Consider the following 15,976-nt stretch of genomic DNA (forward strand, 5'->3'; position numbering starts at 1 on the left):
TAAGGCTTCTAACCGTCGGTGCAACGGGATAGCCTAATCCATAACTAGCGGTTACGCTGGTGTTCTTAGGAATCCCCCACTTCAAACAGCTCGCAAGAGCAGTTAAGTGGCGGGTAGTTCAAGCGTGAAGAAATTGCTTTTAACGGGATAGAACCTCTTGTGCATCAGATGAAGATTGATAGAACGAAAGCAGAAAAATGGCTGAGGAACAACTAAGAGAACAGCGGGAGGTGATAGATGCCATGGGCATTGTAGTAGTAGAAATATGCGGTGCTGGCTACTTCAATATATCGGAGGTAGAGGAAATGCTCGAATCTCAATATCCGGAGGCTGCTGTTATCTCAAGCAGCTGTTTGTCTTTTTGCGGAATGTGCGCAAAGCGTCCTTTTGCAATTGTCAATGGTAAGCGCATTTTTGCTAAAACAGCGGAGAAATGTCTGTCCCTTATTAAAAAACAGATAGAAACGGAGCTGGCTGTTTATACATAGTATGGGCAGAGACAGGAAATAAGGGGGAACAGCGATGGATATACTGAAAGCAATCAAAACACGCCGCAGCTTTGGTCTGGTAAAGAATGACGAGGTGGAAGATGAGGTCATCAGGCAGATTTTAGAGGCGGGAACATGGGCTCCAAACCATTTCAGAACAGAACCGTGGCGCTACTTTGTCATAAAGGGAGACGGAAGAAAGCAGCTTGGCAATGTTTTGGTCAAAATAGCGCAGAAAAACGGGGAAACAGACGAAAAGAAACTGGAAAAAGAATTGGAGAAACCATTTCGTGCACCGGTTATAATTGCAGCCGCAGCAGCACCGGGAGAGAATCCAAAAGCCTTTCAACTGGAGGAATTGGGAGCTGTGTATGCTTCTGTGCAAAATATGCTGCTGGCAGCACACAGTCTTGGTCTTGCAGGCATTTGGAGAACAGGGCAGCCAACGTATGATCCGCTCATGAAAGAATTTCTCGGTCTTCCTGCAGAAGGAACGGTCCTAGGTTTCCTGTACTTTGGTTTTCCGCTCCGCAGTCTCCAGGAAGGAAAAAGAAAACCGGTTGAGGACGTAACAAAGTGGATTCAATAGAAACGGAGTTTGAATGAAAAGAAAGCTTCCCGGGATGTCCGGGAAGCTTTTTTATAGAACGGAAGTCATAGAAGATATTAAGGGATAAACGGCTCAAAGGCTTGCTGTGTGACTTCCGCTGCAATAATCTGCTCTCCTCCTGCCGCCTGAAGTGCCGCTCCTATGGATTGAATGATATCTCCCGTGACAGTCAGCCTTTGAAGGCCTATGCTGGGGCCGTCAATCTGAGCTGTCACACCGGCTGCCTCCAGTACTTGACCTATCGTTTGCACCCAGTTTCCTGTAACGATTTTCTGCTCGCCTGAGATAACAGCCGGATTCCTGCTGGTTCCATTTTTTATACTGAAAAGTTTCACCAGCAAAATGGACTCAGCAAACACTCCGAACGCTTGTATCCATTGTGTAACAGCAATCTGCCTCTCTATATTTAACAGCAATTCAGTGTTGTCTGACTCACTCTGTTTATCCTGCTTTTGGGTTTCTGTCATTCTTGATCTTCACTCCCATCCCGCTAATTCTGTTGAAGCAGCAATGAGCTGCAGTTTTTCATCAGAGACATCAAAATGTGAACAATGCGGTTAAACTCCTGCTCCTCAAGCTGTTTTCCCTCTTTATATGTTTCAGCGTCTATCACCTTATCATGAGAGTTCAGGCTCTTCATTTGGCGAGCATAACTTTCGGCAAGCTGACGGAATGCTTTTATTAATTTTTCATGATCTGAACAGATACAAGCAGGTGCTTTTATGGATGTAAGTTTCTCAACCGTTGTTTCGCAAACGGTTTTATGATTGGTGAGCACGAGGGATAATGCAGCTTCCTTGCTGCTGCTTCTCCCCATATCCTTGAGGTGCCCTCCGATATCTGAAAGAATTTTCCCGTATTCAGCTAAACTCAATGTTCATCCAGCTCCATTTTCGTTTTATTCTTATTTTATGAGGTGATGCCTATATTGGTGTTTTTCATGCTGCACCAGATAAGCAGGAGGGCTGAAAGAAAAGAAAAATAGCAAAATGGAATGGGTTATGATGTTAAAATATGGGGTAAGCATATTGAAATCAATGGCTGCCAAGTGGAGACATATATGTGTATGAGGCTTGGACATGGGGCGAAGGCAGTACATTGCAGAAAACTTTGGGGGCGAATAAAAATGAAAGTAAAAACAATTACAGGCTGGACTGAAAAAACACTGGATGACAAAGTGAATGATTTTCTAAGCAATGGTTCTATTGATATAGTAGATATCAAATATTCTTCAACCATCTTCTACTTCAGTGCAATGGTCATTTATAAAGGGGGAAACATTCAGAGCAGCTGAGGATAAATGAAAATGAATACATAACAAAACGCACGCTGAAATATTAGCGTGCGTTTTGTTGTGGTTGTCAAAGAAGAAGCAGCAGAAACTAGCTCATCCATAGATTATTTAAATAGCTGCGGAATGCCTGTGAAAAGGGTGTATCCGCCCATCAAAGACATGGCAATAACGATCAGCACGCCAAAAATGGTCAGCCAGAGCGGATGCTTGTAATCGCCGACGATTTTGGTTTTATGAGCTGCGACAAGAATGACGCCGAGCGCAATTGGGAGAATTAAACCATTCAGGGCACCAACAAGGACAAGTACTCTTACCGGCCTGCCGATCATAACAAACACAAGGGTGGAAAGGGCAATGAAGCCGATGATCACCCATTTCTGGTGTTTTTCAACAGTTTTGCTGAGGGTCTGAATAAAAGAGACTGATGTATAAGCTGCACCGATGACAGAGCTGACAGCTGCCGCCCACATGACCACTCCGAAGAATTTGTAGCCCACTTCACCGGCTGCATATCTGAAAACAGATGCTGGCGGATTGGCAGGATCAAGTGTTAATCCCTGCGCGACAATTCCCAATGCTGCGAGAAACAGAAAGATTCTCATGATAGAAGCAATTCCAATTGCACTGACTGCACTGCTTGTTACTTTGGGCAGGGATTCTTTGCCGGTAATGCCTGCATCCAGCAGCCTGTGGCCTCCCGCAAAGGTGATATAGCCGCCAACTGTACCGCCGACAAGGGTGACAATTGCCAGGTAATCTATGGTATCAGGAACAAACGTCTTTACTACCGCTTCACCAACAGGAGGCTGCGCGGTGAACATCACGTAAATGGTCAGCCCGATCATAATAAGTCCCATTACCTGTGCAAAGCGGTCCATTGCTTTGCCTGCCTCGCGTACAAGAAATATACAAATAGCTACAATTCCGCTAAACAGCGCGCCCATTTCGGGAGGCAGTCCGAACAGTACATTTACACCAAGTCCTGCTCCGCCAATATTTCCGATGTTAAAGGCTAGGCCGCCCATCACAATCAGGATGGCGAGAAACACGCCGAGGCCCGGAAATACGTCATTCGCGATATCCTGAGCGCGCTTTTTGGATACAGCAATGACTCTCCATATGTTCAGCTGTACGCCGATATCAATAATAATGGATATTAAAATAACAAACCCGAAGCTTGCCATGAGTGTTTGTGTAAAAACAGTCGTCTGCGTCAGGAACCCGGGCCCGATGGCCGACGTAGCCATCAGAAAAGCGGCGCCGAGCAGAACGCTGAGCGTGGATGATTTTTTTTCCATTGTAACCTCCAGGGATGTTATTTAAAGCTTTCAATGCGGCTAATGGTAATACCGGCTTTCTTCAGGGCCTCTGTGATATGGCGGGCAAAATCCAGCGCGTGCTCGCCGTCGCCATGAATACAGATTGTATCTGCCTTTATATCAATTTCAGGTCCTCCCGCAGTGCTGACCTTTTGATTTCTTACCATCTTGATCACCTGGCTGACTGCCTGATTTTGGTCGGTAATCAGAGCGTTTGGCTCCCTGCGTGATGTCAGCGTGCCGTCAGGCTGATATGTACGATCGGAAAATACTTCACTGCCGGTCCGCAGCCCGGCTTTTTCACCTGCTTTTATCAGCTCGCTTCCTGCGAGCCCGAAGAAAATCATATCAGGATTTACCTTGTACACGGCTTCCGCAATAGCTTCAGCAAGAGGTGCGCTTTTGGCTGCCATATTGTACAGAGCGCCGTGAGGCTTTACATGCTGAATACTTCCACCCTCCGCTTTTACAAATGCTGACAGCGCCCCGATTTGATAGAGTACCAAATCGTAGGCTTCCTGAGGAGACAAATTCATGTCGCGCCTTCCGAATCCGGCGAGATCCTGCAGGCCGGGGTGGGCACCAATTGCAACGTTTTTTTCCATCGCCATCTTGACTGTTTTTCTCATTGTCGCCGGATCTCCTGCGTGAAATCCGCAGGCAATGTTGGCAGACGTAACATAATCGAGGATTTCTGCATCTCTTCCAAGTGTATAGGCTCCGAAGCTTTCACCCAGATCACAGTTAATATCCACTACTGGCATTGTTTTTTCCTCCCTTATTTTAGTTTTAACCTTATGGCATGTTTTAAATGCTTCAGCTCCTGCTCTCTTTTCAGATAAAGCTGCTGTGCTTCTTCATGGGAAATTTCTCTGAAGAGGATCTCATCGCCAGGCTTTGTTTGGGCAAAAACCGGCAGATCCACGGAAGCAATCTGGCCGATCTTTGGATAGCCGCCCGTTGTTTGCCTGTCAGCCAGAAGAACGATTGGATTTCCTTCAGCAGGAACCTGTATGGTGCCAAAACTGACAGCTTCCGAAATAAGCTCTTGAGGTTTTGAAAGCTCCAGCGAAGCACCTTTGAGGCGGCTGCCCATGCGATCTGACTGCGGAGTAACTGCAAAGTGTTCAGAGAAAAATGCTTTTCTGCTGCTTTCGGAAAACAGGTGATGCTGCCTTCCTTTCAGCACTCGGATGGAGGTGCGTCCGTGAAGTGCCGGCAGGAATTCAGGTGCAACCGTCCATTCCATTTCTGCAAAACTTTTACCGCTTGCTTTTCCCATTAAGTGTTCCGCCGCCCGAGGTGAGATGCTGGATGAGTTCCTGGTTTTTAGTATATCTCCCTGCTCAAGCGGCCTTCCCTCATAGCCGCCGATTTCCGCACGTAAATAGGTGGATCTGCTGTTCATCACCTTCTCGATTGAGAGTCCGCCCGACACAGCAAGGTAAGCTCTGCTGCCGGATACCGGTGCGCCGAAGCTGAGTCTGCTGCCGCTTTTTACAAACAGCAGGCGCCATGTGCGCACCGGTTTGCCGTCAATGCTGGGGGATAAATCACCGCCGCAAATGCTGATAAAGGCATCAACCTGAAATTCAATAAGCGGCCCCATTAAAGTAATTTCAATGGCCGGCTCATTCTCATCATTTCCGGCAAGAAGGTTCGCAATCCGGTGTGAAAGCTGATCCATTGCACCGCTTGCAATCACACCGTATTTCTGGTAGCCGTATCTTCCTAAATCCTGAATGCTTGTAAGCAGGCCCGGCCTGATGATTTTAATCATTCCGCATCTCCTCCAAGCGCTATGTATTCCTGCAGACTGATTGACTTAAATTGAATCTTGTCCCCTGCTCTTAATAGAGTTGGCGGATCTTCGTTCGGGAGAAACAGATTCAGCGGTGTTCTCCCAATCAGCTGCCAGCCTCCGGGCGTTTCAATTGGATAAACGCCTGTTTGTTTCCCGGCAATTCCAACCGAGCGCGGAGGTATCTTAAGACGGGGTGATTTTCTGCGTGGTGCGGCAATGGTTTCCGGCATTCCGCCTATATATGGAAAGCCGGGTGCAAAGCCAATCATATGCACATCGTAATCCCCCGTGGAGTGGATACGAATTACATCTTCAGCAGTCAGCCCGTTATGGTCTGCGACAAACTGAAGATCCGGCCCCAGCTCTCCTCCATAGCAGACAGGAATGGTAACGGTGCGCTGTGCCATGCCGCTGTCTTGATGAGCATGATCAAGCAATGTATTCAGTCTGCTGCAAACAGCAGGATACGGAAGCGGATAGGAGTTCCAAGGTGCCTGCATGACTTTAAAGGGATCATAGTACAAGGTAAGTGTTGTAAATGCAGGAACATATTCAATCATCCAGTCTTCCGTATTTTCATCCAAAAGAGATGCGATCAATGAAACTTCCCGCTGTATCGCAGGGGAGATTTCTTCGCCAAGCTGAATCATGACCGCCTGATCACCAAGCGGATGTAAACTGAAATTCAATGTTTCCCCTCCTCGACATATTTGAATATTTAACAAAAATAACATACAAATCATGATAAGAAAAAAAATAGCACCTCCCTGTTCAGCAGGGACGTGCTGGAGTCTTCATTTGTTTATTTTGCCGTTTCTCACAAATCCGTATACGGCCAGAGTGATCATCAGAAAACATAACAGCAGAAAGATGGCAGTATAGCCCATCTGATTTTCTACATAGTTTTGATAAGAGAACAATCCCATTGCAGCACTGCTGATCGTAAGGCTGAGCAGAATCAATGGATGAATGCTTGTTTTCGCCATGATGGATCACAACCCCTGTTTACAGGCTTCCTAAAGAGCCCTTTTTTGATAAGGATTCTCCCGGTTTTCCTGAATGTGCTGATGTTTATAAGGATTTTTCCCCGGTTTTCCTGCCAGTACAAATCCGTATTTAGTTTTGTTTAATAAAAATGCCGTCAGGATAGACAAAAGAATGCTGCCAAAATAAGTAATGGCCAAATATAAGAAATAGGTCATTTGCTCGCCGACAGCAACCGTGATCATAGCAAGAAAAATCGGATGAAGCAGATAAATGCCAAAAGAATATCTGCTCAGCAGCATAATCGGCCTAGGCATTTTTTGAATCAAGCCTCCTATGTATAACAGAAAGAAAATCATGGCAGAGGAGTACAAAAGAATATCTGCCCGCTTAGATGATGAAACGGTAATATAGCCGTAATGGTTCATCAGAACGACAATTCCTCCGGACAAAATAGGGAGCAGGAGGATCAGCACTTTGAAGTCCGGCAGTTTTTTTATCACTTTTTCAAAATCACTGCCGATACAATAGCCTAAAGAAAAATAAAAAATCCAGCCCGGAAAAGGAAGCCATGATAAATGAAACCAGATGAAATCTCCATATGGGATAGGAAACGGATCGACGAAATTAAAAAAGGACAGGTAAGCCAGGTTGACTGCAAAAGAAATGCCAAGAAGCTTTCCGGGGCTTACAGTTTGAAGTGCTCTGCCAAAAAAATAATGCAGCAGATAAAACTGAAAAATTACAAGCACAAAGTAACCGAGAAAAGTGCCGAGAAAAATATTGCTTGCACTCTGCACCAGAAATTGTGAAAAGGTTAATCCTGAAGAGAGCGAAGTTTCAACGGCAAAAATAATAGCCATCGAAAGATACGGCAAAAGGATATATGTGATTCTTTTTTTGAAAAATTTTTCCGGAAGCCCGCCCCTGTAGGAATGAGCAAGCAGCAGCTCCGAGATGAACACAAAGACCGGGGTGCTGAACATAAACAGCAGCTTTATGTATTCCAGTGAGAGTATGGCATTTCCTGAAAGCTCTCCGGCAGTTTCATATGCAAATGACCACGCGATGGCATGTACGAGCACGACTCCGAGGCAGGCGATGCTTCTCAGAAAAAAGATCTCTTTAATAGGATAGGATGAAGTCATGCAATCAGCTCCTTTTCATGCAAGAAAAGCGTTCATTCAATACCCTAGTATTGATTATGTGAAACTATGTAAATCTTATTTTTGCCAGGCAAAAGGATTTTGCATTCTTAGTCAGAATAGTATAATAGTTATAGAAGACATAAGGAGGAGAGAAATGCACTACGAAACGATGCACCCAAAACTTGAAAAAGTCATTGAAAATATTGAGCTCGTTATGGTAGGCAAAAGAGATGTAGCAGTCCTCAGTCTTGTTGCGCTGCTTGCAGACGGCCACGTGCTGTTTGAAGATGTACCCGGCGTGGGCAAGACTATGATGGTTAGGGCGCTGGCGCAATCTGTTGGAGCCGATTTTAAGAGAATTCAGTTTACACCCGACTTATTACCGTCTGATGTTACAGGCGTTTCTATTTATAATCCGAAAACACTCGAGTTTGAATACCGTGAAGGGCCGATTATGGGCAACATTGTCCTGGCCGACGAGATTAACAGAACGTCTCCAAAAACGCAGTCATCCCTTCTGGAGGGGATGGAGGAAGGAAATGTTACGGTTGACGGGCGTACAAGGGAAATTCCAAAGCCGTTTTTTGTGATGGCAACCCAGAACCCGATTGAACATGAAGGAACGTATCCCCTGCCTGAGGCCCAGCTCGACCGCTTTTTGTTCAAACTGAAAATGGGCTATCCAACTGTGACGGAAGAGCTCGAGATTTTGTCTCTGGCAGAAAGAGACCGTCCAATTAACCGCATTTCCGCAGTTATAACGAAAGAAGAATGTATTTCCATGCAGAAAGAAATTCAGAATGTGTACGCTGATGAAACAGTGAAACGTTATATTGTAGAAATTGTAAGCAAAACACGCAGACACCCTTCCATTTACTTAGGGGCCAGCCCCCGCGGTTCCATTTCACTTTTAAAGGCTGCGCAGGCGTATGCCTTTGTTCACGGCAGAGACTACATTGTTCCTGATGACATTCAGTATCTCGCACCTTTCACATTGCCGCACCGCATGATTCTCAGATCCGAAGCCAAATTTGAAGGAAACACAGCCGCCGATGTTTTAAACAGCATTGTGAACTCAACACCTGTTCCGGTACAGAGGACGATGAGCAGACAATGAAACAGCTTGCAATGAAAATTAAGCTCCCTTGGAAGCTGGCAACTCTGCTTTTGCTTATGGCAGCCACGTTCAGCTATGCCATGTTTCAAGGCGGTTTTGTCAGCTGGTTTTTATTTTATGCGTTTCTGCCATTCGCCCTGTACTCCTTTCTCCTGCTGCTCTACCCTGTTGGAAAGTTCAGTGCTGAGAGAAGGTTGAATCAGGAGAGGTTTTCAGTTGGAGAAAAGCTTGCAGCAGAAGTCACGATCTCCAGAAAGGTTCCATTTCCTTTGTTTTATTTAATTGTGGAAGAAGTGCTGCCTGAAAAGCTGAACGGTACGAAAGGAAGTAAAAAAATTCTGTTTCCCTGGTTCCGAAGATCTTTCTCCGTTTCATATCAGCTTGATAATATGCCGAGGGGCGAACATGCTTTTACAGGCATCCGGCTCAGGACCGGCGATCTTCTCGGGCTGATTGACAAGGAAGCTTTGATCATCCTGGAGGACCACTTTTTGGTGTATCCGCATTATAAAGAGATGAAGTACCATCAAAATACCAGGCAGATTGAACAGGGAGGAAGCAGCAACCATAAAAAGCTGTGGGACAATTCCACGCTCGCCAATGGCATCAGGGAATATCAGCCGGGCGACCGGTTTGCCTGGATTGACTGGAAGGCAACAGCCAGAAGAGACTCTATTATGATTAAGGAATTTGAGCAGACTCAAAGCCATGATGTGCTGATTCTGATGGATAGATCTCCAACGCCTGATTTCGAACAGATTGTTTCATTTACGGCTTCCGTCATCAGGGCAGTTCTGAAAAGCGGTGCCTCGATTGAATTCGTTTCATTAGGAAGGGAGCACGCTCGTTTTCCGATGCAGTCAGGGGAAGCACATCTCAGAAATATCTTTTATCATCTCGCAAAAGCCGATTGTGATGCGGAAGATTCTTTCGCAAAAGTGTTCGAGCAGGTAGCGTCATCACAGCAGAAAAAGGCGTCCAAAATTCTGGTTACAGGCGCATTAACAATGGAACTGGACAGAAAAATTGAACGAAATAACCACCTGGGCTCCACTCTGCTCTTTATTGTGAAAAATGCTTATGGAAATATTGCAAATGAGGAGAAGGTTATGATAGACAGGCTTACAAAACGAGGCATCTTTGTCAAAGTCATTAGAGAAGGCAGATTTCAGGAAGCGTTTGAAACAGCAAGGGAAAGCGGGTGAGCTGATGGAACATAATCGAAGCCTCGCAGCATCCCTTTTATACTACATTGCAGCTTTTGTGCTTTTATGGGAGTGGCTGCGGCCCCTTCAGGATTTTACTGATACGCAGCACACAGTTATCTTTATAACATTTATTGCGTTCAGCTTTATGCTGGCGTATCTGCAGGCTAAATGGTATATATCGTTTCCTGTCAAGATTGCTTATATATTGTTTATTCTTCACCTCCTGTTTTATGAAGGCAGCATGTTTGCCAGGGGATGGCTCCCTCAAGTAATGGAAGACATCATCTATAATGCAGGGATGATTCAGCAGGCGGCGTGGATTGACATGACGTCCTCTTTCCGGACGCTGCTGTTTTTTATCCTGCTGTGGCTGCTTGTTTATCTGCTGCATTACTGGATACTTCATCAAAACAGGATCATGTTTTTCCTGATTCTTACCTTTGTGTACATTACAGTTTTGGATACGTTCTCCCCCTACGATGCTTCCGGAGCAATTGTGCGGACAGTTTTCATTGGATTCTTTTTGGGAGGGTATTTATATTTTGAAAGACTTGGAAAATCTGAAAATTTTTCTGTCGGAAGAGGGGCCAAGCTGAAATGGCTGCTGGTGCTCACTATTTTCATTTCAAGTGCGACGGCTATTGGACTCGCTGCGCCAAAGGCTGATCCAATCTGGCCTGATCCGGTTCCGTATCTGACCGCATATGGCAGGGAAGATGATGATCTCATGAACAGCAGTGTAAAAAGAATCGGCTACGGAACGAATGATGAACAGCTTGGCGGCCCTTTCATTCAGGACGATACTCCGGTTTTCACTGCAGAAACACAGCGCCGCCACTACTGGCGGGTTGAGACGAAGACTGTGTATACAGGAAAGGGCTGGCTCGCTTACGGGGATCAGCAAGCTCCACCTCCCATTGAAATGCCGGCAGATTCTGTCAAGGTTCAGTGGTTTGATGAGTCTGTACCTAAACAGAGGCTGACTGCGAATGTCTCTATTAGTCCGGACTATGCTTACCCGCATGTGATCTACCCGCTCGGCTTTGCGTCCTTTTCATCTGAGGAACCCGCAGAGCTGCTTGTCTCCAATGAAGCTACAGAGCTTTTTTATCCGAGGCTCAGCTCTGGAAGAGGCCAGGCGAGAGTTTATAACTACACTGTCGAGTATGATTACCCGACGTATGATATCAATGACTTGAAAGCAGCACCAATCTGGAAGGGAGCATATTCATATGTTCCGGAAGACTTGCCGCAGCGGGTGAAAGACCTTGCTCTTCAGCTGACTGAGGGATATGACAATCAGTATGACAAGGTAAAAGCGGTAGAACGCTACCTCGGCTCTGAGAATTTCGAATACAACACAGAAGAAGTCGCTATTCCTGGTCCTGAAGATGACTATGTGGATCAGTTTCTGTTTGAGACGATGAAGGGATACTGCGACAACTTTTCTACCTCTATGACTGTCTTGCTGAACACGCTGGACATTCCGGCCCGCTGGATAAAAGGATATACAGAGGGAGAATACACCGGAAATATTTCAGGAAGCATGAGAGAGTATGAAGTAACCAACAACAATGCCCACTCATGGGTGGAGGTATATTTCGACGGAATTGGCTGGGTCCCTTTTGAACCGACCAAAGGCTATTCCAATCCGTATAACTTTACGTACAACATCGATACTGATGCGAGCGAGGAGCCGGATGTTCCTGAAGAAACACAAACTCAGGATACCGAGAGGCCAGTCGAGGAAGATACGGAAGAAGCTGCCAGCCAAAACCAGAATAATTGGTGGCAGAACATTTCTTTCAGCTTTGGCGAACCATACATTTATGTGGTGATTGGTATTTTCCTGATGTTTGCAACGGCTGTGTTTTTTACGAGAGGAAAGTGGCTTCCGCTTCTTGCTGTGTACAGGTTCAAAAACCAGCGTGACGGAGAGGTATATTTTAAAGCGTATAACGCCTTGTTGAAACACCTAGAAAGATCGGGACTTCAACGCAAAAATGGCCAGACGCTGAGAGATTTTGCAGCTTATGTTGACCGCTATTACGGCAGCAGAGACATGATGGCCCTCACCGCAAGCTACGAGCGCGCCCTGTACCGGAATGATGATGCCCGTGAAGAATGGGAGAAATCGGTGGAATTGTGGGAAAATTTAATTAAAAGAACATCACCTTGACCGAATCATAAGAGATTGATAGAATGATAAAAATTAATAGAGTATCCTTCATATATCCTCGATAATACGGTTCGAGAGTCTCTACCGGGTTGCCGTTAACAACCTGACTATGAAGGCAGGATGTATTTGTGTATACAAAACTGGATTCTGCCTTCTTTTTTTGAGGCGGACTCTAGTTTTTTTTATTTTATAGAAGAGGTGACGGCTATGACAGCAAACAACCAGGAAATGATCTTAGTTTTAGATTTCGGAAGCCAGTATAATCAGCTGATTACACGCAGAATTCGTGAATTGGGCGTATACAGCGAATTACATCCCCACACGCTCACAGCAGATATGATTAAAAGGCTGCAGCCAAAAGGGATTGTCCTGTCCGGAGGCCCGAACAGCGTGTATGGCGAAAATGCCTTTCGTATCGATGATGAGATTTTTCAACTGGGCATTCCTGTTCTTGGTATTTGCTACGGCATGCAGCTGATGACACATTATCTTGGCGGAAAAGTAGAGCCTGCCGGCCACAGGGAATACGGAAAAGCTTTGATTAATGTGGATGGTTCTCCTGCCTTGTTCAATGAACTTCCGCAGCAGCAGGTAGTGTGGATGAGCCATGGAGATCTTGTAGTAAAAGTTCCTGAAGGATTTACAGTTGATGCAACAAGTCCGTCCTGCCCGAACGCTGCCATGAGCAATGTGGAAAGAAATCTGTATGGAGTGCAGTTTCACCCGGAAGTACGCCACTCAGAATATGGCAATGACATGCTGAAAAACTTTGTCCAGGATGTATGTGAGTGCAAAGAAAAATGGACAATGGAAAACTTCATTGAAGTGGAAATGGAAAAAATACGAAACACAGTCGGAGACAAAAAAGTGCTTTGCGCACTAAGCGGCGGTGTAGATTCATCTGTTGTAGCTGTCCTGATTCATAAAGCAATCGGCGACCAGCTGACTTGTATTTTTGTAGACCATGGTCTTTTAAGAAAGAATGAAGCTGATGCTGTTATGAAAACCTTCAGTGAAGGCTTTCACATGAACGTGATTAAAGTGGATGCACAGGAGCGGTTCATGTCCAAGCTGAAAGGAATCAGCGACCCTGAGCAAAAGCGAAAAATCATTGGAAATGAATTTATTTACGTGTTTGATGATGAGGCAACTAAGCTGCAGGGAATTGAATTCCTGGCACAGGGAACGCTTTATACCGATATTATTGAAAGTGGAACGGCTACTGCACAGACGATCAAGTCGCATCATAATGTAGGCGGGCTGCCGGAAGACATGCAGTTTAAGCTGATCGAACCTTTGAACACGCTTTTTAAAGACGAAGTAAGAGCATTGGGAACAGAGCTTGGAATTCCTGATGAAATTGTCTGGAGACAGCCATTCCCGGGACCGGGCCTTGGCATCCGCGTGCTAGGAGAAGTAACCGAAGAAAAATTGGAGATTGTCCGTGAATCAGATGCTATTCTCCGTGAAGAAATCAAAAAAGCGGATCTCGAAAAAGACATTTGGCAGTACTTCACTGTTCTTCCTGATATCCGCAGCGTAGGAGTTATGGGAGACGCAAGAACCTATGATTATACAATCGGCATCCGAGCTGTTACTTCTATTGACGGAATGACCTCTGACTGGGCAAGAATTCCGTGGGAAGTCCTTGAGGTAATTTCCACACGCATAGTGAATGAAGTCAACCACATCAACCGTGTGGTGTATGATATTACGAGCAAACCGCCTGCAACAATCGAGTGGGAGTAAAAACACGAACGAAAACGAACATTTTTGAAAAAATGTTCGTTTTTTTATTGCAACTTTGTGCCTAACTTGCTATAATGAAGAAGCAAAGAAATATGTCAAATTACGTCGTATAATATTGGGGATATGGCCTGAGAGTTTCTACCAAGCTACCGTAAATGGCTTGACTACGACGATATAGAAGAAGCGGTCAAGCTGTGCTCTTTTTTGCCTGTACGTTTCTTTCGTATCGTAGTCGTCAAGCGCTCCTGAGGTAGGGGGCGCTTTTTTATTTGCTAAAAATAGATAGAAGTTGAATAGGAGGAGAACAGGTTGAAAAAGTATTTTCAGTTTGACGAGCTAGGGACTACTTACAGGAAAGAATTTTTGGGAGGATTAACAACATTCCTTTCAATGGCTTACATTTTGTTTGTAAATCCAACAACTCTTTCTCTGGCAGCCATTCCGGATCTGCCTGCAGAATTGAGAATGAATCAAGGTGCAGTCTTTACGGCAACGGCAATAGCTGCTGCAATCGGGTGTCTGCTGATGGGGATTATTGCGAAGTATCCCGTCGCGCTTGCGCCAGGCATGGGTTTAAATGCCTTCTTTGCTTTCACGGTTGTACTCACAATGGGAATACCTTGGCAGACGGCCTTAGCAGGTGTTTTGGTTTCCGGTCTTATTTTTATAGTATTAACACTGACGGGCGTCCGCGAAAAAATTATCAACTCCATTCCGAGTGAATTGAAACATGCTGTTGGTGCCGGAATTGGATTGTTTATTACTTTTATCGGTTTTCAAAATGCAGGAATTATCGTCAGCAATGATGCAGTGCTTGTAGGTCTTGGCGATTTAATGAACGGGGGCACACTGCTTGCTATCTTTGGGGTAGTTGTGACTGTGATTTTCATGGTAAGAGGCGTAAAAGGAGGCATTTTCTTCGGAATGCTTGTGACAGCCATTGCCGGTATGATCGTTGGACAGATTTCACCTCCTGCTCAGGTGGTTGGTTCTATACCAAGTCTTGCCCCGACTTTTGGTGCCGCACTTACACATTTTGACCAAATCTTTACGATACAAATGCTGGTAGTCATACTAACTTTCCTGTTTGTTGACTTCTTTGATACAGCTGGAACGCTTGTTGCTGTGGCGAACCAAGCTGGTTTTGTAAAAGATAATAAAATTCCGCGTGCAGGTAAAGCACTATTTGCTGACTCTGCTGCAACAGTGGTGGGCTCTATTCTGGGAACATCAACAACAACTTCCTATATAGAATCTTCTGCAGGTGTGGCTGCAGGAGCAAGGAGCGGTTTTGCTTCGGTAGTCACAGCAGGGCTGTTCCTGCTCGCGCTGTTCTTTTCTCCGCTGCTCGGCGTCATCACGGCTCCGGTAACAGCACCAGCTTTAATTATTGTAGGGATTCTAATGGTTTCTTCCCTTAATAAGATTGATTGGAACAAATTCGAAATTGCCGTTCCTGCATTTTTGACAATCATTGCGATGCCGCTTACTTACAGCATCGCAACCGGAATTGCTGTCGGCTTTATCTTTTACCCTATCACGATGATTGCCAAAGGCCGTATAAAAGAAATTCATCCGATCATGTACGGTATGTTTGTCATCTTTATCCTATACTTTATCTTTCTTGCAGCTTAAATAAAAACAGGAGGCGACTTGATTATGCTGCCTCCTGTTTTATTTTGTTTCTACATTATAATAAGAAGGAAAAAGGCAAAAAGTGTTTTTGTGAAAAGATTGTTGACTAAAGAGTGTGTGACATGGTATATTTCTATAGCTGTCATTTCAGCAGGGAAATAATAAGTTTTAAAAAACTGTTGACTCTAATATAACAGCATGGTAAGATGTAATTCCGGTCCAAAAAAACCGGAAGTGATGAAATTCAAGAAAATAAAAAAGTTGTTGACTTGTTATCGAGTGATGTGTTATGATAATAAAGTTGCTGTAAATGATCTTTGAAAACTAAACAAAGCAGAACGTCAACGTTAAATCTAGTTTTAAATTTTTACTATGAGCAAGTCAAACAATCTTATTGGAGAGTTTGATCCTGGCTCAGGACGAACGCTGGCGGCGTGCCTA

The 15,976-nt window shown here is 45.0% G+C and carries 16 protein-coding genes and 2 riboswitches; of the genes, 8 read left to right on the forward strand and 8 right to left on the reverse strand.

From position 1 onward, the window contains the following. The first annotated feature begins 242 nt into the window (after window positions 1-242). A complete protein-coding gene (locus GJU40_RS18690) occupies window positions 243-488 on the forward strand; it encodes a YuzB family protein (protein ID WP_154309585.1) in 246 nt (81 codons plus the stop codon). A 34-nt stretch (window positions 489-522) separates the two neighbouring features. Next, window positions 523-1,077 (forward strand): nitroreductase family protein, encoded by a 555-nt coding sequence (locus tag GJU40_RS18695; RefSeq protein WP_154309571.1) that lies wholly within the window; start codon window positions 523-525, stop codon window positions 1,075-1,077. Window positions 1,078-1,154: 77 nt separating this feature from the next. Here GJU40_RS18695 and GJU40_RS18700 read toward each other — a convergent pair whose 3' ends face one another. After that, window positions 1,155-1,565 (reverse strand): DUF6944 family repetitive protein, encoded by a 411-nt coding sequence (locus GJU40_RS18700; protein ID WP_154309572.1) that lies wholly within the window; start codon window positions 1,563-1,565, stop codon window positions 1,155-1,157. Window positions 1,566-1,588: 23 nt separating this feature from the next. Next, complete coding sequence (locus GJU40_RS18705) at window positions 1,589-1,972, reverse strand: hypothetical protein (protein ID WP_154309573.1); 384 nt, start codon at window positions 1,970-1,972, stop codon at window positions 1,589-1,591. A gap of 252 nt (window positions 1,973-2,224) precedes the next feature. Between GJU40_RS18705 and GJU40_RS18710 the strand changes: the two genes are divergently transcribed. Then, window positions 2,225-2,392 carry a sporulation protein Cse60 gene (locus tag GJU40_RS18710; protein WP_154309574.1) on the forward strand — a complete coding sequence of 56 codons (168 nt, stop codon included), beginning with the start codon at window positions 2,225-2,227 and terminating at the stop codon, window positions 2,390-2,392. 104 nt (window positions 2,393-2,496) lie between these two features. Here GJU40_RS18710 and GJU40_RS18715 read toward each other — a convergent pair whose 3' ends face one another. The 6 genes from GJU40_RS18715 to GJU40_RS18740 all read right to left on the reverse strand — a co-directional run bounded on the left by GJU40_RS18715 (window position 2,497) and on the right by GJU40_RS18740 (window position 7,647). After that, window positions 2,497-3,690, reverse strand: a complete 1,194-nt coding sequence (locus GJU40_RS18715) for an NRAMP family divalent metal transporter (RefSeq protein WP_154309575.1) — start codon at window positions 3,688-3,690, stop codon at window positions 2,497-2,499. 17 nt (window positions 3,691-3,707) lie between these two features. Next, window positions 3,708-4,475 carry a LamB/YcsF family protein gene (locus tag GJU40_RS18720; RefSeq protein WP_154309576.1) on the reverse strand — a complete coding sequence of 256 codons (768 nt, stop codon included), beginning with the start codon at window positions 4,473-4,475 and terminating at the stop codon, window positions 3,708-3,710. 14 nt (window positions 4,476-4,489) lie between these two features. Further along, the gene (locus GJU40_RS18725) at window positions 4,490-5,491 is read right to left on the reverse strand and encodes a 5-oxoprolinase subunit C family protein (protein WP_154309577.1); all 1,002 of its coding nucleotides are present in this window, start codon (window positions 5,489-5,491) and stop codon (window positions 4,490-4,492) included. After that, the gene (gene pxpB, locus GJU40_RS18730; RefSeq protein WP_281350745.1) at window positions 5,488-6,204 is read right to left on the reverse strand and encodes a 5-oxoprolinase subunit PxpB; all 717 of its coding nucleotides are present in this window, start codon (window positions 6,202-6,204) and stop codon (window positions 5,488-5,490) included. The genes GJU40_RS18725 and pxpB overlap by 4 nt, the downstream gene beginning before the upstream one ends. Window positions 6,205-6,309: 105 nt before the next feature. Continuing rightward, the gene (locus GJU40_RS18735; protein ID WP_154309578.1) at window positions 6,310-6,501 is read right to left on the reverse strand and encodes a hypothetical protein; all 192 of its coding nucleotides are present in this window, start codon (window positions 6,499-6,501) and stop codon (window positions 6,310-6,312) included. Between the two features lie 30 nt (window positions 6,502-6,531). Beyond that, window positions 6,532-7,647, reverse strand: coding sequence for an acyltransferase family protein (locus GJU40_RS18740; RefSeq protein ID WP_154309579.1), 1,116 nt, complete (start codon window positions 7,645-7,647; stop codon window positions 6,532-6,534). A 154-nt stretch (window positions 7,648-7,801) separates the two neighbouring features. Here GJU40_RS18740 and GJU40_RS18745 point away from each other — a divergent pair, with 154 nt between their 5' ends. From GJU40_RS18745 to GJU40_RS18765, 5 genes are all read left to right on the forward strand, one after another. After that, window positions 7,802-8,764, forward strand: a complete 963-nt coding sequence (locus tag GJU40_RS18745; protein ID WP_154309580.1) for an AAA family ATPase — start codon at window positions 7,802-7,804, stop codon at window positions 8,762-8,764. Further along, on the forward strand, window positions 8,761-9,969 hold the full coding sequence (locus tag GJU40_RS18750) for a DUF58 domain-containing protein (RefSeq protein ID WP_154309581.1): 1,209 nt from the start codon (window positions 8,761-8,763) through the stop codon (window positions 9,967-9,969). Before GJU40_RS18745 ends, GJU40_RS18750 begins: the two co-directional genes overlap by 4 nt. Window positions 9,970-9,973: 4 nt before the next feature. Continuing rightward, on the forward strand, window positions 9,974-12,151 hold the full coding sequence (locus tag GJU40_RS18755) for a transglutaminase TgpA family protein (RefSeq protein WP_170289456.1): 2,178 nt from the start codon (window positions 9,974-9,976) through the stop codon (window positions 12,149-12,151). A 28-nt stretch (window positions 12,152-12,179) separates the two neighbouring features. After that, a riboswitch (purine riboswitch) is annotated at window positions 12,180-12,281 on the forward strand. A 77-nt stretch (window positions 12,282-12,358) separates the two neighbouring features. Then, window positions 12,359-13,900, forward strand: a complete 1,542-nt coding sequence (guaA, locus tag GJU40_RS18760; RefSeq protein ID WP_154309583.1) for a glutamine-hydrolyzing GMP synthase — start codon at window positions 12,359-12,361, stop codon at window positions 13,898-13,900. Between the two features lie 85 nt (window positions 13,901-13,985). Next, window positions 13,986-14,087, forward strand: a riboswitch (purine riboswitch). Window positions 14,088-14,209: 122 nt separating this feature from the next. Further along, entirely contained in the window at window positions 14,210-15,535 is a 1,326-nt protein-coding gene (locus tag GJU40_RS18765) for an NCS2 family permease (RefSeq protein WP_154309584.1), read from the forward strand. Window positions 15,536-15,976: the final 441 nt, after the last annotated feature.

Source organism: Metabacillus lacus (assembly GCF_009674805.1).
Lineage (GTDB): Bacteria > Bacillota > Bacilli > Bacillales > Bacillaceae > Metabacillus_C > Metabacillus_C lacus.

Coding starts and splice junctions, on each gene's coding strand:
- GJU40_RS18690 (WP_154309585.1), top strand. CDS start 243: ATGGGCATTGTAGTAGTAGAAATATGCGGTGCTGGCTACTTCAATATA.
- GJU40_RS18695 (WP_154309571.1), top strand. CDS start 523: ATGGATATACTGAAAGCAATCAAAACACGCCGCAGCTTTGGTCTGGTA.
- GJU40_RS18700 (WP_154309572.1), bottom strand. CDS start 1,565: ATGACAGAAACCCAAAAGCAGGATAAACAGAGTGAGTCAGACAACACT.
- GJU40_RS18710 (WP_154309574.1), top strand. CDS start 2,225: ATGAAAGTAAAAACAATTACAGGCTGGACTGAAAAAACACTGGATGAC.
- GJU40_RS18715 (WP_154309575.1), bottom strand. CDS start 3,690: ATGGAAAAAAAATCATCCACGCTCAGCGTTCTGCTCGGCGCCGCTTTT.
- GJU40_RS18720 (WP_154309576.1), bottom strand. CDS start 4,475: ATGCCAGTAGTGGATATTAACTGTGATCTGGGTGAAAGCTTCGGAGCC.
- GJU40_RS18725 (WP_154309577.1), bottom strand. CDS start 5,491: ATGATTAAAATCATCAGGCCGGGCCTGCTTACAAGCATTCAGGATTTA.
- GJU40_RS18735 (WP_154309578.1), bottom strand. CDS start 6,501: ATGGCGAAAACAAGCATTCATCCATTGATTCTGCTCAGCCTTACGATC.
- GJU40_RS18740 (WP_154309579.1), bottom strand. CDS start 7,647: ATGACTTCATCCTATCCTATTAAAGAGATCTTTTTTCTGAGAAGCATC.
- GJU40_RS18745 (WP_154309580.1), top strand. CDS start 7,802: ATGCACTACGAAACGATGCACCCAAAACTTGAAAAAGTCATTGAAAAT.
- GJU40_RS18750 (WP_154309581.1), top strand. CDS start 8,761: ATGAAACAGCTTGCAATGAAAATTAAGCTCCCTTGGAAGCTGGCAACT.
- GJU40_RS18755 (WP_170289456.1), top strand. CDS start 9,974: ATGGAACATAATCGAAGCCTCGCAGCATCCCTTTTATACTACATTGCA.
- guaA (WP_154309583.1), top strand. CDS start 12,359: ATGACAGCAAACAACCAGGAAATGATCTTAGTTTTAGATTTCGGAAGC.